The sequence below is a fragment of the Liberibacter crescens BT-1 genome (assembly GCF_000325745.1).
Classification (GTDB): Bacteria; Pseudomonadota; Alphaproteobacteria; order Rhizobiales; family Rhizobiaceae; genus Liberibacter; species Liberibacter crescens.
This window is the reverse complement of the sequence record NC_019907.1, coordinates 1,185,272-1,200,469: the sequence shown is the minus strand read 5'-3', so window position 1 is coordinate 1,200,469 and position 15,198 is coordinate 1,185,272. Positions and strand designations below refer to the sequence as shown.

Genomic DNA, 15,198 nt, shown 5'->3' with positions numbered 1-15,198 from the left:
CCGCTCCTGAGTTAGAGTAGAATATCAAGATAAAGTTCAGATTCATCAGGTTCCATATCATTTTGTGCAAAATTGGCGCTCGCTGTTATAATTTTGCGTACTTCACTCTCTATGATCTTGAGATCGTTTTCACTAGCCCATTCCTTTTCTAGCAATCTCATGCGTACTTTTTCAATTGGGTCATGTTCAGAGCGCATCATTTCTACTTCTTCTCGAGCACGATAGCTTGCAGGATCAGACATGGAGTGACCTCTGTAACGATAGGTAAGCATTTCTATTATAATTGGCCCATTACCAAGACGACAATGTTGGACAGCTTTGTCTGTAGCTCCTTTGACAGCTCGTATATCCATGCCATCAATTTTCATGCTTGGAATGCCAAAAGAATCGCCTCTTTTCGAAAGATCAGATTGTGCAGATGCACGCTTAACTGAGGTGCCCATAGCGTATTGATTATTTTCAATGATGTAAATGACACCTAAATTCCAGAGAGCAGCCATATTAAAGCTTTCATAAACCTGCCCTTGGTTTGCTGCACCGTCACCAAAATAAACAGCACAAACGCGGTCAGTATTACGATACTTATTAGCAAAAGCAATCCCTGTCCCAAGGGATACTTGTGCACCAACAATTCCATGACCTCCATAGAATCCATGTTTTTTTGAAAACATATGCATGGAACCGCCTTTGCCTTTTGATATCCCATTACGACGGCCTGTTAACTCTGCCATTACTGTAGACGCATCCACTGAACAAGCAAGGATATGTCCATGATCCCGATAGCCAGTGATCATTTGATCTCCTTCTTCAAGAGACATCTTTACACCAACTGCTACAGCTTCTTGACCTATATAAAGGTGACAAAAGCCACCAATCAAACCCATGCCGTATAGTTGGCCAGCTTTTTCTTCAAATCGACGAATAAGTAACATTTCCCGATATGCGAATAGCTCCTGCTGACAATTAAGGTCAATAATCATTGAATTATCAAAATAATTAGTCGCAATAAGTTCTTTTTCATTTTTACATTTTAAAACAGGGTGAGTTTTATTCAATACCATTCACACCTCCTATTGATGCCTGTAATACTCTTTCTTTTACTAGATGTTCTATAAAAAAACATAAGAAAACTCTTATACAGCAATTATAAGAACATATTTATACGCTCTTCTATCAAAGAAACTAATTAAAGCGCATTTATTTTTTACAAACAAGAAATGAACTGTTAACTAGAAATAGGAATAGAATATAACGATTTCATCGGAGCGAGACAAATTAAGATTATACCGCGCTTTTTCATCTAACATATCTTTTTCTAAAGAGCCATCACGCATTAATTCTACCTTCCGTTCTAATTTCATCCGAAAATTTTTTAACGTTTCCAGCTGATATTCATAATTAACACGGCGGTTTTCTAAAGCTTCAGTTGCTTTTAATCCATAGCTTCCTACTATCGCATGATTCCCAAAATAAATTATAAATGCAATAGCAATAGTTTGAAAAATTAATCTAAAAAGTATATTTTTTTTATGATGTTTTGTCCACATACTCGAAAACGCTTCATGTGATAACGATTAGTGAGACAAAAATATCCGAAGCCAGTTAATTTAAGTTGAATTTTATAAAATAAAAGTCAATTTATAAAAAAAATTAATTCAAGTGCTCTTTAATGGGGAGCGTACAACAGAAAGCCCTGCAAATTTTGCGTCTTTCCCTAATTCTTTTTCAATACGAATTAATTGATTATATTTTGCAAGTCGATCAGAACGTGTTAAAGAGCCTGTTTTGATTTGCTTGCAGTTGGTTGCAACTGCCAAATCAGAAATTGTTGTATCTTCTGTTTCTCCTGAACGATGTGAAACAATAGTAGTGTAGTTTGCTTTATGAGCTGTTTCTATCGCATCCATTGTTTCTGAAAGGGAACCTATTTGATTAAACTTAACAAGCATGGAATTCGCGATGCCCATTTTAATTCCATGCATTAAACGAGAAGAATTGGTTACAAATAAATCATCGCCAACGAGTTGACATGTAGAACCTATTTTATCTGTCAAGGTTTTCCAGCCATCAAAATCATCTTCTGACATACCGTCTTCAATAGAAATAATAGGATATTTCTGCACTAGATTAGAAAGATATTGAGCCATATCCTTTGATTCTAGAATGAGATTTTCCCCTTTTAGGATATATTTTCCATCTTTAAAAAGTTCATTTGCAGCACAGTCAAGTGCAATAAATATTTCTTCTCCAGGTATATATCCAGCTTTTTGAATAGATTCCATGATAAAATCAAGTACATCTGCAGCTTGTTTCAACTCAGGAGCAAAACCACCTTCGTCTCCAACATTAGTGTTATATCCGTGTTTAATAAGCTCCTTTTTTAATGTATGAAATACTTCTGAACCTATGCGGAGGGCTTCACAAATATTTTTTGCACCTGCTGGAACTATCATAAATTCTTGAAAATCAATTGTATTATCAGCATGAATACCACCATTAATGATGTTCATCATTGGAACAGGAAGAATATAAGCATTACAACCACCTATATAACGATAAAGAGGTAAGCAACATGTTTGTGCAGCAGCTTTAGCAACAGCAAGTGATACACCAAGAATAGCATTAGCCCCGAGAAGAGCTTTATTGGGAGTGCTATCAAGCTCAATCATGATATTGTCAATTTGACGCTGATGTCTGGCATCAAGTCCCACCAGCGCTTCGCAAATTTTTTCATTCACTGCCATAACAGCTTTTTGTACGCCTTTACCAAAATAACGATTGTCATGATCGCGTAATTCGATTGCTTCATAAGATCCAGTCGATGATCCAGAAGGAACAGCAGCGCGGCCGATACTGCCATTTGTGAGATGTACATCAACTTCAATAGTTGGATTGCCTCGACTGTCAAGAATTTCACGGGCAATTATATTGGTAATTGATGACATGATTTTCCTCCTGAAGATGTTGGTTTAAATAGGGATATTTATCTTATATTAAGTATGTATATTAACACTATGATTGTGCTTACATTGATTTTATACCAGCTTTACAATATTATCGATAGCAATTACTTGTTCTAAAAGTTCTGGCAGTTTATCTAGTTTTAGCATGTTTTGTCCATCAGATGGAGCTTTGTCAGGATCTTGATGTGTTTCAATAAAAATACCTGCAACACCTACAGCAACAGCAGCTCTTGTAAGAGGTGCAATAAATTCATGTTGTCCACCAGAACGATCCCCTTGCCCTCCAGGCTGTTGAACAGAGTGGCTGGCATCAAAGATTACAGGTGCGCCCATGGCTGCCATGATGGGTAGAGCACGCATATCAGATACTAGTGTATTGTAGCCAAAAGACACACCACGTTCACACAATAATACATCTAATGCACCATTAGCGTTAAGTTTATGCAGGACATTCTTCATATCCCATGGTGAAAGAAATTGTCCTTTTTTGACGTTAATGATACGTCCTGTTCGTGCTGCTGCAACTAACAAATCTGTTTGACGGCAAAGAAATGCAGGAATTTGCAAAATATCAACGACGGGCGCTACAATTTCACATTGCATTTCTGTGTGAATATCTGTCGTTATTGCCAAATTATAGGCTTTTTTCAAGTCTAATAAAATTTCCAATCCTTTATCTATTCCAATTCCGCGTTGACTTGTTAATGAGCTGCGATTCGCCTTGTCAAAAGAAGATTTATAAACAAGGCCAATATCAAATGATTGGCAAATTTCGATTAATCTTCCTGCCATCATAAATGCATGCTCACGACTTTCTAATTGGCATGGACCAGCAATCAAAGATATGGGTTTTGAATTAGAAAAAGTTATGAGTGATGGTTTATTCTCTATGTGAATTTCTGTATGAGTTTTTATCATTTTAATTTTTCAATATTCTCTAACTTGAAATGGTAAAAAAATTGTTGTTAAAATTAGGACAAATGTTTTTAATGTAAGTTAGGTTTTTATGTGAGTGAATATGTTCTATGGGTTCTAAAAAGTTAATCTTTTATAAAATATGATTAAGAATACCTCATATTTTATCTTTAAAAGAACTTTTTATGTTTTTTTTAGTAGGGATTATAATTTGGTCGTATTTTTTATCATTATAGGACAAGCTAATATAAGCTTTTTAACTATTACAGAAGTAAGGTGAATATATATATCATGCCGCATAGATGGCGCGAGGGTTAGTTTTTAAATGTTAACGCGTAAGCAGCAGGAACTCTTACTTTTTATTCATGGACGCATAAGACAAACAGGTGTATCCCCATCTTTTGATGAAATGAAAGATGCGTTGAGACTTGTGTCAAAAGCAAGTATTCATCGCTTAATAATCGCATTGGAAGAAAGAGGCTTTATTCGTCGACTGCCCAAGAGGGCTCGTGCCTTAGAGATCCTTAGACTTCCTGATGATCTGATGTCAAACACTAAAGTTGGCAATAATTTTTCTTATCATAGCGCAGAAGGCTTATCCCGCAAGCAAAATATGGGTTTTTCCTCGGTGCCTTTCATGGGTCATATAGCAGCAGAAGTGCCTATATCTAATATTCAAAATAACACACATGAAATCATGATTCCTATTAATATGTTTCAAATATTAGGGAACCATTATGCTCTTGAAGTTGAGGGAGATTCAATGAATGGAGTTGGTATCTTAGATAGTGATACTGTTATTATATGCAGCTGTGAAACTGCAAATTCAGGGGATGTTGTTGTGGCGCTTCTTAATGAAGAGAAAGCTACCTTAAGACGATTTCGTCGAAAAGGAGATTCTATTGCTTTGGAGGCCGCTAATCCCGCATATAAAACGCGGATATTCCCCCCTAAAAATGTAAAAATTCAGGGTAAATTAGTAGGATTGATTCGACGATATTGAGATATAATGGCCATTATAAAATGATGAGATATGATTTTAGTCTTTGAATTGTGGTTGAGTTGAATATCTCCAAGGGCGTTCTGTGTCATTAGTAGAATTCTTAATCACGAAAGTTGGTTTTTCATTTTTCTTTGGCGACTTGATAATGATGATTTCTAATGAGCCGCTTTTACGTAAAATTTTCGGAGTTATTAATAGTCGAACATTACATAGTGCAGGGTCTATATTAATTGCAGTCACTATAACATCAGAAGTTTTGCAAGCTATATTTATAGATTCTATCTTTTCAATTACAGAAATAATTGTTCCAGTTTCATGTTGTCCAGTACATAATAATTTATCAATGCATACAAATTGTCTAAAGGGAAATGAATTTAACAATATTTTTATAGATTTTTGATCCCATTCACTGGGAATCCTTTTATTATTTATTTTCTGGGGTTTTTGATGATTTTTCGCTGCTAGTGCTGTTTGCCATTGTGAAAATATAAAGCGTGGTGGATTCGTACGGTTGGTGAAGAGAGTGTCTTCTTTTACAAAAGCAACTAAACGACCATTATCAGATATTAAAAGATCAGGTTTAGGAGTTGGATGAAGAAAAAAGAATGCGCTCATAGATAAGACTATAATGATAGTTCCAATATGACAAAGAGCAGTTTTAAGTAGTGTTAATATAAGAAAGCCAATAAGCAAACTGATAAATAATACAGAGGGTATTCTTCCTATATAAATGACATTTCCCCATCTTGAAATACTTTGTGCAATAGCAATAATCAGCTCCAATCCCCAGCCCATGATTTGCAGAGGAATATGATCTAAAGAGAGAGGTATTAAAAATATTGTAGCAAAAGCTGCAGGGATAACTATGAATGATAGTAACGGTATGGCAGCGAGATTGGCAAGAAATCCATATACCACAATGTTATGAAAATGTTGAATTAAAAAGAGAGAAGTTGCTAGGCTGCTTATTAAAGATGTTAATAGAATTTTTTTAAAAAAATCTATTATGCCAGTAATTATAATTCCATAACGGAATGTCTTGAGAAGAGGGTGAGAGATAGCTTTGTTTTCCCACTTTGTATAGCTTGCTACAAGAGCTATAGTCGCTGCAAACGACATTTGAAAACTAGGCCCCATGACTTCTGAAGGTGTTATAAAAAGGATAACAAGAGCAGTCAATGCAATATTATGTAAACAGATTGAAATTCTATCAAGTAGGATAGAAATTAATGTAATAACGGTCATTAAATAAGCTCTTTGCGCAGAAACACTGAATCCTGATATCAAAAAATAGATTGTGACTGTAAAAAGCGCTCCAAAAGCTGCAATTTTCTTAATTGCAAAGCGTTCTGTAAAATTTGGAAATAAAGAGAGTGTTTTGCGTATGCCCAGGAAAGAAAGTCCTGCTGCAATAGCCATATTAAGTCCGGAGATTGCTATGATATGTGAAAGGCCAGATTTTCTCAGAGCTTCGTTAGTCTCAAGAGAAATCGCTCGACGTTCATCTGTAACGAGAGCAGCTGCAAAAGCTCCTGAATCTCCAGGAATTTTATGACGGATATATTCACCGATATATGTACGTGCTCTATCAAGTAACATGCTTAACTGAGATATTAAACTAGGTTTTGGATCTTTGTCAGTATATTGGCTTAAGATTGGCAAACCATAGAAATAACCGTTTGCTCCTATACTTTTAAAGTAGGAGAAAAACCTGAAATCAAAAAGACGAGGTAGAACCGGACCCGATGGTGGTGATAATCTTGCCAGTCCTTGTATGATTTTTCCTTGCATAAAAGGTTTATGTTTTATAACAGTAGATATTATTGCTCTTTGCGGGAAAGAATCCAGAGAAATGCCTTTGACATCAAGAATTTTAACGAGATAACGCCATTTTTCATTTCCCATAGCTTCACGTTTTTCTATTAAGCCTCGTAATTCTACTGTGATAGGCTTGAAAAGCATGATTTTGGGTTTTCGTTTTGTTTCGCTGGCTGCCAGTATTGCTCCCATAAAGGTGCACGTTATTGCTCCCGTAAATAGAAACATTGCCAGAGAACAACGAGAAGAGAGTATAGTTGATATTGTTGAGAGTATAAATCCTGTAACAATTAATGACAGGGAGATATTTTTTTCTTGAAGAAACCAGAGAGTTGCTCCGAATGCTAAAAAGACAGGAATAAATATGAAAGGACGACCATATTCTAATTCTGTTTTGATGCTATTTGAAAGTTGTAGATAAAGAGGTTTGTATATTTTATTTTTAAATCCTTTATCGGCAAAGCTAGGTTTTGAAATAGAAAATTTTTTCAAAAAATATTGGTTAAGTAATAACTTGAAAGATAGAAGAGTGAATATAACTGGTACTAAGTTTTTAAATTTCAACATTATTATTCTTTTTATATAAATTAATTTAAAATTTAGAACTATCGGCAATAGATTAGTTAACTTAGATTTTGTATATGGACGTTATATAATTGAAATATTAGAGTTTATAGTAATTTTGTAAGGATATTTTTATTGGGGGGAGTTCATGACAGATAAGGTTGCAACACTGAAATTAGGAAATAAGGAAGCAAAGCTACATATCAAAAGCGGCACCCTTGGGCCACCTGTTATAGATATTTCTTCTTTGTATAAGGATTTAGAGGTATTTACTTATGATATAGGTTTTTCCTCTACTGCTTCCTGTGAATCTTGTATAACATTTATTGATGGCGAGAAAGGGGTATTATTACATCGTGGCTACCCTATTGAGCAACTTTCAGAAAAAAGTGATTTTCTTGAAGTTTGTTATTTATTGCTTTACGGAGAGCTTCCTACTGTTAGCCAGAAAAAAGATTTTAATTATAGAATATCTAGACATACAATGGTGAATGAGCATATGTCTCGCTTTTTCAAAGGCTTTTCTCCTTCTTCTCATCCTATGTCTGTGATGATGGGAGCTGTTAGTGCTCTTTCAGCATTTTATTATGATTCTACAGATGTAGGAAACCCTTATCAGCGTATGGTTGCATCATTAAGAATGATTGCCAAGATGCCTACTTTAGCTGCAATGACTTATAAACATTCTATAGGACAACCTTTCTCCTATCCCAGAAATGATCTAGACTATTCTGCTAATTTTTTGAATATGTTCTTTTCAATTCCGTGTGAGGAATATCATATTGATCCAATATTATCGCGTGCTATAGATCGTATATTTATTTTGCATGCTGATCATGAACAGAATGCATCTACATCTACAGTAAGGTTGGCCGGTTCATCTGGGGCTAATCCTTTTTCTTGTATTGCTGCTGGTATCGCATGTCTTGGAGGTCCAGCGCATGGGGGGGCAAATGAAGCAGCGCTCAATATGTTGATAGAAATTGGTTCTCCTGAACGAGTTCCAGAGTATATAGCGCGTGCTAAGGATAAGAATAGTTCTTTCCGAGTATCAGGTTTCGGACATCGTGTGTATAAAAACTATGACCCTCGTGCCCGGATTATGCAAAAGACTATGTACGAAGTGCTTAAGGCGACTGGAAACGAAAATGATCCTATTATGCAAGTGGCTCTGGAATTAGAAAAGCTTGCTTTAAAGGATGAGTATTTTATTGAAAGAAAACTTTATCCGAATGTTGATTTTTATTCTGGTTTAATCTTGAGAGCGATTGGTTTCCCGTCCAGTTTATTTCCGGTATTGTTTGCAGTTGCACGAACTGCAGGATGGATTGCTCAGTTGACAGAGATGTTAGAGGATTCCTCTAAACGTATAGGTCGTCCTCGTCAGCTGTATATTGGCTTTGAAAAACGTGATTATGTTCCTTTAGATCAACGTTGATGGTTTTGAATGCTGCAAGTCTTTTTTCTTTTTTATGGATAGTATAAAGTATATATGTGTTAATTAGAAGTTTTCTACGTTCATTGCTACATTAAGTAAGTTTATCTTATAATAGCCTAACGGATTGGATAGTTTTAATAATAAAAATAGCTATTATTAATTAAACAACAATTTATTTTTTTGGCATTTTTTGATATTTCTATCATTAAAGAATAAGAATATAATGTTCTATGATATTTGAAAAAGATAAAAAATCTCTTTTGGATTATTAAGTGAGGATTAGGATCTTTAAAAGATAGATTATGCTAGAAAGAGAAATAGTTAAAAAAATAGCTATTAGACCTTATATTTTTAACTATATTGTTTTTGAGTTGAATAGTCTTTTTAGAAGAGAAAGAATATTCAAATAGTATATATTTAATTTTTAAGCTAATCTACTCGTTGATAACGATAATTTTATGAGCGTTGATGATATGTCTTCTCTGAATAATACAAATAAAGAGAATATAAAGTCTGTTTCCTTGCAGGAAGCACTTGAGGAAAGATATCTTGCATATGCTTTATCAACAATTATGCACCGTGCTCTTCCTGATGTGCGAGATGGGCTTAAACCTGTTCATCGACGAATTGTTCATGCAATGAATGAGATGGGTTTGAATTTTAATTCCTCTTTTAAAAAAAGTGCTCGGATTGTAGGCGATGTTATCGGTAAGTTCCATCCTCATGGAGATCAATCAATATATGATGCTTTAGTACGCTTAGCTCAAGATTTTTCTCAACGATATCCAATCATTGATGGGCAAGGCAATTTTGGAAATATTGATGGTGATAGTGCTGCGGCTTATCGTTATACTGAAGCACGTATGACTGAAGTAGCTGCTTTGCTATTGCAAGGTGTCGATGAAGATGCCGTTGATTTTCGCTCTACGTATAATGAAGAAGATTCTGAGCCAATTGTACTTCCAGGAAAGTTCCCTAATCTTTTAGCGAATGGTTCTTCTGGTATTGCTGTCGGTATGGCTACTTCTATACCACCGCATAATGTTTATGAAATTTGTGAAGCTGCATTATTATTGATTGATCAACCAAATGCATCATTAGAAAGTCTTACTGAACTTATTCCAGGCCCAGATTTCCCAACAGGAGGTCTTGTGATTAATAGTCATGAGAGTATTGTAGAGGCTTATCGTACTGGGAGAGGAGGATTTTGTGTCCGTTGTAAATGGAATATTGAGGATCTTGGTCGTGGTTCCTGGTGCATTGTGGTTACTGAGATTCCATATCAGGTACAGAAATCAAGATTAATCGAAAAGATAGCGGAATTATTGGTATCTAAAAAATTGCCTTTATTAGAAGATATTCGCGATGAATCGGCCGAGGACTTGCGTGTTGTATTAATTCCCAGGAGTCGTACAGTAGATCCAGCACTTTTAATGGAGTCAATGTTTATGTTGACAGAATTAGAGAGTCGCTTTCCATTAAATATGAATGTTCTATCAATGGGAAGAGTTCCTCAGGTTATGTCTCTTGATAAAGTTCTGAAGGAATGGTTGGCACATCGCCGGGAAGTGTTGTGTCGTCGATCACGATTTCGTATGGTAGCGATTGATAAACGCTTAGAAATACTCCAGGGTTTTCTAGTTGCTTATTTAAATATGGATACAATAATTTCTATTATTCGTGAAGAGGATGAGCCAAAGCCTCTCATCATGAAAAGATTTTCTCTTAATCAAAATCAAGCAGAAGCTATTCTTAATATGAGATTGCGTTCATTACGTAAATTAGAAGAGATTGAGATCAAATCAGAGTTTAATAAATTAACTGAAGAAAAAATTACTATTGAAGTGCTTTTAAGTTCTGAGGATCAGCAATGGAAAAAAATAGCACATGAAATTAATGAAGTAAAAAAACTTTTTCTAAATCTACGGCACTTGGAAAGCGTCGTACGATGTTAATTGAGACTGAAAAAACCAATAAAGAAGTGATCCATCATGCGATGCTTGAGAAGGAGTTAATAACAGTTGTTATTTCTCAAAAAGGTTGGATTCGTGTACTAAAAGGGCATTCAATAGATGTTTCTATGCTAACTTTTAAAGAAGGAGATGAGTTAAAGCTTGCTTTTCCAGCATATACTACTGATAAAATTTTGATGTTTTCAACAGGAGGTAAGGCGTATACTCTTGTAGCAAGTAAACTATCTAGTGGTCGTGGTCATGGAGAGCCTATAAGAATTTTAGTAGATATGGAGAATGATCAGGATATTGTTACTGCTTTTGTTCATGACGGAGCTCGTAAGCTATTGATTGTTGCTACGAATGGAAATGGTTTTGTTGTCCAAGAATCTAAAATAATTGCAAATACACGCAAAGGTAAACAAGTTTTTAATGTTTCATCATTTAATGAAATCAAATTCATTATTCCTGTAAAAGGTGATCATGTTGCTATCATTTCTGAAAATCGTAAACTTCTCATTTTCCCATTAGAACAAATTCCTGAAATGCTGCGAGGTAAAGGTGTTCGTCTTCAGAATTGTAAAGACGGAGGTGTTTCTATTGCATATTGTTTTGATATAACCAAGGGTCTTACGTGGTTAGATAGTGCTGGTCGTTCATTTCATCGATCTAAAGAAGAATTGTTGCAATGGATAGGCAATCGTGGTGCTGTTGGACAGCTTGCTCCAAAAGGCTTCCCACGTTCAGATAATTTTTTCTAGTAAAAGCTTTTGCTTTAAAAGGTTCTTAATTTAATAATTACATTGTTTTTAATGTTGATATTTATCTATGGATGTAAAAGTATATGAGCAGCCTCAAGTGCAAAATAAGTAAAAATACCATCACAACCCGATCGTTTAAAAGCGAGCAGTGTTTCCATGAGAACCTTTTTTTCGTCAATCCATCCATTAAGACTAGCTGCTCGAATCATAGCATATTCGCCTGAAACTTGATATGCAAATGTTGGAAGACCAAAGGTTTTTTTTATTTGATTGCAAATATCAAGGTATGGTAGACCTGGTTTAACAATGAACATATCAGCTCCCTCTTGCATGTCTATGGCAGCTTCACGGATTGCTTCCGATATGTTGGCTGAGTCTATATAATAAGTTGCTTTATTGCCTTTTAATAATTGCTGCGTGGAAATTGCCTCTCGATAAGGGGCGTAGAGAGCTGAATTAAATTTAGCAGTATAGGACATAATCCCAACATTTGTGTGTCCGTGTTTGTCAAGAGCTCTTCGGATTGCTTGGACTCTTCCATCCATCATTTCTGAAGGAGCAATAATATCTGCACCAGCATCAGCTTGTATTACTGCTACACGTGAGATTATTTCCACAGTTTTGTCGTTAATAATTTCATCTTTATATAAGATTCCATCGTGTCCATGACTTGTAAATGGATCCAGTGCCACATCAGTGATGATTCCTATATTTGGAACTGCTTTTTTTATAGCAGATATAGCTTTGTTCAGTATATTATCAGATCTTAAACTATGAGAACCGGTATCATCACGAAGCTCTATCTCAATATTAGGAAATATAGCGATTGCTGGTATTCCTAAGTCAGATGCCTTTTTGGCGATTTCTATTGTGTTATCGATACTCATACGGTTAACTCCAGGCATAGAATGGATTGGTTCGATAACATTTGTTCCAGAGACAATAAAGACAGGTAAAATAAGATCGTTAACAGTAAGATGATTCTCACACACAAGCCTTCGTATCCAATCAGATTTGCGATTTCTTCGCATTCTGAGATAGTCAATATTTTTATTAAGAGTATTACTAGTATAGGACATCTTTTTTGGTTATGTTCCTTTCTCTTGAGATATAAAATGACTTCATGTTATATAGTGTAAAATAGTCATTGTCTCTCTAATGGGGAGTTAAACTTGTTTAATATTTTTTCTTAATTAATACTATGAGTACACTACAGCTTACACGTATTGAAATGATATTTATTTTTTTTCTTCGGATTGTTTCCATTATTTCTTTTATTTTTACATTATATTATTGGAAAATGGCAGTAGGGTATTCATTTGAAGGATATCGGCGTTTTGATTTATTGCCTACTCCTTGGAAAACAGCAGTTGCTAGCCTTAGTGTTTTATTCCCTGTTTCTTCAGTAGGATTATGGCTTACAGTATCCTGGGGACCAGTTATATGGTTGCTCTCAGCTGTTATACAGATAATCATGTATTTAATTTTTCCAAACATTTTTGGATATAATTATGTACTCTGTCTTATGCACCTTTTAATTTTGGTCTTATATTTGAGCATGCGCTTTTTATTAGCACATCAAAAAAGCAATTAAAATATATTAAACACGGATCTCTAACAATAAATTTACTGTAACTGAAAAACATTATGATAGTAACAAGATATTAAGGCTGACTTTTAATTAGAATTTGATAGATATTAGATATGCTTCTTCTTTAGAAGAGTCGGATTACACTAACGACATTAGAAGAAGAGGCATATATTATGAAGACCAGAGTCCAATCAAAGGTAATGTCTGTTGTAGAGGATAAGAACAATAATAATATTAGATTCCTTTACATGGAATGCTTAAATCTTATTGAACGATTACATCGAGGCCTCTTAGATGTTACTAAGGATGAATTTGAACGTCAAGGCCGTAGTGATATTAATGCGGTACAAGCGCTTTTACTTTTTAATATTGGTAATTCTGAGTTAACTGCTGGTGAGTTGCGTTCACGAGGTTATTACTTGGGATCGAATGTATCGTATAATTTAAAGAAGTTAGTTGATCTAGGATTTGTTAATCATCAGCGCTCGCGTATAGATAGGCGCTCTGTGCGGATTAGTCTTACTAAGCCTGGGCAGGAGATAGCTGAAACTGTTGCTAAACTTTATGAAAGACATATTACCTCTATTCATAAGGTTGGAGGTCTTGATGTTAATAATTTTATTGAAATCAATAAATTATTACAGCGCCTTGATCGTTTCTGGAATGATCAAATTTTATACCGCCTTTAAACGATATATAAAATTATACCATAATTAAGAGTGATAATATAATATGTTCTTAAGCGTGTCTATATGTTGACATATATATAATTAAAATTAGTAGATTATGTCTACTTTATAAAGTAGACACTTATTGGTGTGATTCTTTTAAAGGAGTCCATTTTTTAGGGTGTAAAAATGAGTATAGAAATGGATTGTAAGAAAAAAGATTGTTCTAAACGTGTTTCGCGCCGTCTTTTTATGCAGTCTGCAGCATCATTGGGTTTAGCAGGTTTGTCAGTTCCTTCTTTTGCGCAAACAGTTTTGGATGCAGTTGTAAATGATGGGGGTCGTGCAAATTGGGGAGACCAATTTGATTCTCGATTTTCCCGTATAACTGCGAAGATCAATTCCAATACTCCTGTTTTAAGTGAGGCTACTCTTGCTAATCTTCAACAGGCGATTTTTGTTTATCAGGATATTACTAATAGAGGTGGGTGGCCACAGGTGGTAATACCACGCTCTTTGCGTATTGGCGATGTTGATCCTTCCGTTCAGGTTTTACGTGAAAGATTAATTTTGTCATATGATCTTGATAAAAGGGTAGGTATTTCTTCAGCATTCGATTCTTATGTTGATGGAGCTGTAAGGAATTTTCAAGCACGACATGGGTTACTGGCAGACGGTATTCTTGAAGAATCGACAATTCAGGCTATGAATATTCCAGCAGAAATTCGTTTGCAGCAGTTGAATAAGAATTATGCTCGTCTTCAGGCTTTGGTATCAGGGAACCTTGGTCAACGTTATGTTATGGTCAATATACCTGCTGCTTATATAGAAGCAGTTCAAGATGGATCGGTAGTATTACGCAATACTGCAATAGTTGGTAAAATAGACCGTCAAACTCCTATTTTGAATTCAGAAATCTATCAAGTGATCCTCAATCCTTTTTGGGTTGCACCGCGTTCGATTGTGCAAAAAGATATTATGCCACTTATGCGTCAAGATCCAACTTATTTAAAACGCAACAATATTCGTCTGGTTAACAATAAAGGAGTTGAGATTCCTCCAGAACAAATTGATTGGAATGCCCCTAAAGCACCAAATCTGATGTTTCGTCAAGATCCAGGCAAGATAAATGCCATGTCTTCCACTAAGATAAATTTTATGAATCCTTATTCTGTTTATATGCATGATACTCCACAGCGAGGTTTGTTTAATAAGATTATGCGTTTTGAGACATCTGGATGTGTGCGCGTGAGTAATGTGAGAGATCTTAATGTTTGGCTTCTTAGTAAAACTCCTGGTTGGACACGTCAGAGAATGGAGCGCGTTATAGAAAGTCGTGTCAATACACCTATTAAACTTGCTAATAAGGTTCCAATTCATTTTGTTTATATATCTGCATGGTCTTCCAAAGATCATGTTGTACAACTTAGAGAAGATATTTATAATCTAGATGGAAACTCGTTAGCACCAAATAGTTCTATACCCCGCAAGCCTATCCCTGAAGAGGATTTTTTATCAAATTAAT

11 protein-coding genes and 1 pseudogene are annotated in these 15,198 nt (G+C 35.1%); 6 read left to right on the top strand and 6 right to left on the bottom strand.

The features are described 5' to 3' along the window. Nucleotides 1-11 precede the first annotated feature (11 nt). The 4 genes from pdhA to kdsA form a co-directional block, all read right to left on the bottom strand. Nucleotides 12-1,061, bottom strand: coding sequence for a pyruvate dehydrogenase (acetyl-transferring) E1 component subunit alpha (pdhA, locus tag B488_RS05355; protein WP_015273518.1), 1,050 nt, complete (start codon nt 1,059-1,061; stop codon nt 12-14). Nucleotides 1,062-1,229: 168 nt separating this feature from the next. After that, nucleotides 1,230-1,547, bottom strand: a complete 318-nt coding sequence (locus B488_RS05350) for an FtsB family cell division protein (RefSeq protein WP_015273517.1) — start codon at nt 1,545-1,547, stop codon at nt 1,230-1,232. A 108-nt stretch (nt 1,548-1,655) separates the two neighbouring features. Then, on the bottom strand, nt 1,656-2,945 hold the full coding sequence (gene eno, locus B488_RS05345) for a phosphopyruvate hydratase (RefSeq protein WP_015273516.1): 1,290 nt from the start codon (nt 2,943-2,945) through the stop codon (nt 1,656-1,658). 90 nt (nt 2,946-3,035) lie between these two features. Beyond that, nucleotides 3,036-3,881, bottom strand: a complete 846-nt coding sequence (kdsA, locus tag B488_RS05340; RefSeq protein ID WP_015273515.1) for a 3-deoxy-8-phosphooctulonate synthase — start codon at nt 3,879-3,881, stop codon at nt 3,036-3,038. A gap of 322 nt (nt 3,882-4,203) precedes the next feature. On the opposite strand from kdsA, the gene lexA reads away from it, so the two are divergent. Next, nucleotides 4,204-4,881 (top strand): transcriptional repressor LexA, encoded by a 678-nt coding sequence (gene lexA, locus B488_RS05335; RefSeq protein WP_015273514.1) that lies wholly within the window; start codon nt 4,204-4,206, stop codon nt 4,879-4,881. 36 nt (nt 4,882-4,917) lie between these two features. Here lexA and B488_RS05330 read toward each other — a convergent pair whose 3' ends face one another. Next, nucleotides 4,918-7,266, bottom strand: coding sequence for a ComEC/Rec2 family competence protein (locus B488_RS05330; RefSeq protein WP_015273513.1), 2,349 nt, complete (start codon nt 7,264-7,266; stop codon nt 4,918-4,920). Between the two features lie 145 nt (nt 7,267-7,411). Between B488_RS05330 and B488_RS05325 the strand changes: the two genes are divergently transcribed. Both B488_RS05325 and parC read left to right on the top strand, forming a co-directional pair. Next, nucleotides 7,412-8,701 (top strand): citrate synthase, encoded by a 1,290-nt coding sequence (locus B488_RS05325; RefSeq protein ID WP_015273512.1) that lies wholly within the window; start codon nt 7,412-7,414, stop codon nt 8,699-8,701. Between the two features lie 473 nt (nt 8,702-9,174). After that, a pseudogene (gene parC / locus B488_RS05320) lies at nt 9,175-11,414 on the top strand (DNA topoisomerase IV subunit A). 65 nt (nt 11,415-11,479) lie between these two features. On the opposite strand, the gene hemB reads toward parC, so the two are convergent. Beyond that, nucleotides 11,480-12,493, bottom strand: coding sequence for a porphobilinogen synthase (gene hemB / locus B488_RS05315; RefSeq protein ID WP_015273510.1), 1,014 nt, complete (start codon nt 12,491-12,493; stop codon nt 11,480-11,482). 122 nt (nt 12,494-12,615) lie between these two features. Between hemB and B488_RS07360 the strand changes: the two genes are divergently transcribed. From B488_RS07360 to B488_RS05300, 3 genes are all read left to right on the top strand, one after another. Continuing rightward, the gene (locus B488_RS07360) at nt 12,616-13,008 is read left to right on the top strand and encodes a DUF6163 family protein (RefSeq protein ID WP_041770772.1); all 393 of its coding nucleotides are present in this window, start codon (nt 12,616-12,618) and stop codon (nt 13,006-13,008) included. Nucleotides 13,009-13,178: 170 nt separating this feature from the next. After that, the gene (gene ldtR, locus B488_RS05305; RefSeq protein WP_015273508.1) at nt 13,179-13,694 is read left to right on the top strand and encodes a transcriptional regulator LdtR; all 516 of its coding nucleotides are present in this window, start codon (nt 13,179-13,181) and stop codon (nt 13,692-13,694) included. Nucleotides 13,695-13,862: 168 nt separating this feature from the next. Beyond that, nucleotides 13,863-15,197: a L,D-transpeptidase family protein gene (locus tag B488_RS05300; RefSeq protein ID WP_015273507.1), complete on the top strand. Its 1,335-nt coding sequence runs from the start codon at nt 13,863-13,865 to the stop codon at nt 15,195-15,197. Nucleotide 15,198: the final 1 nt, after the last annotated feature.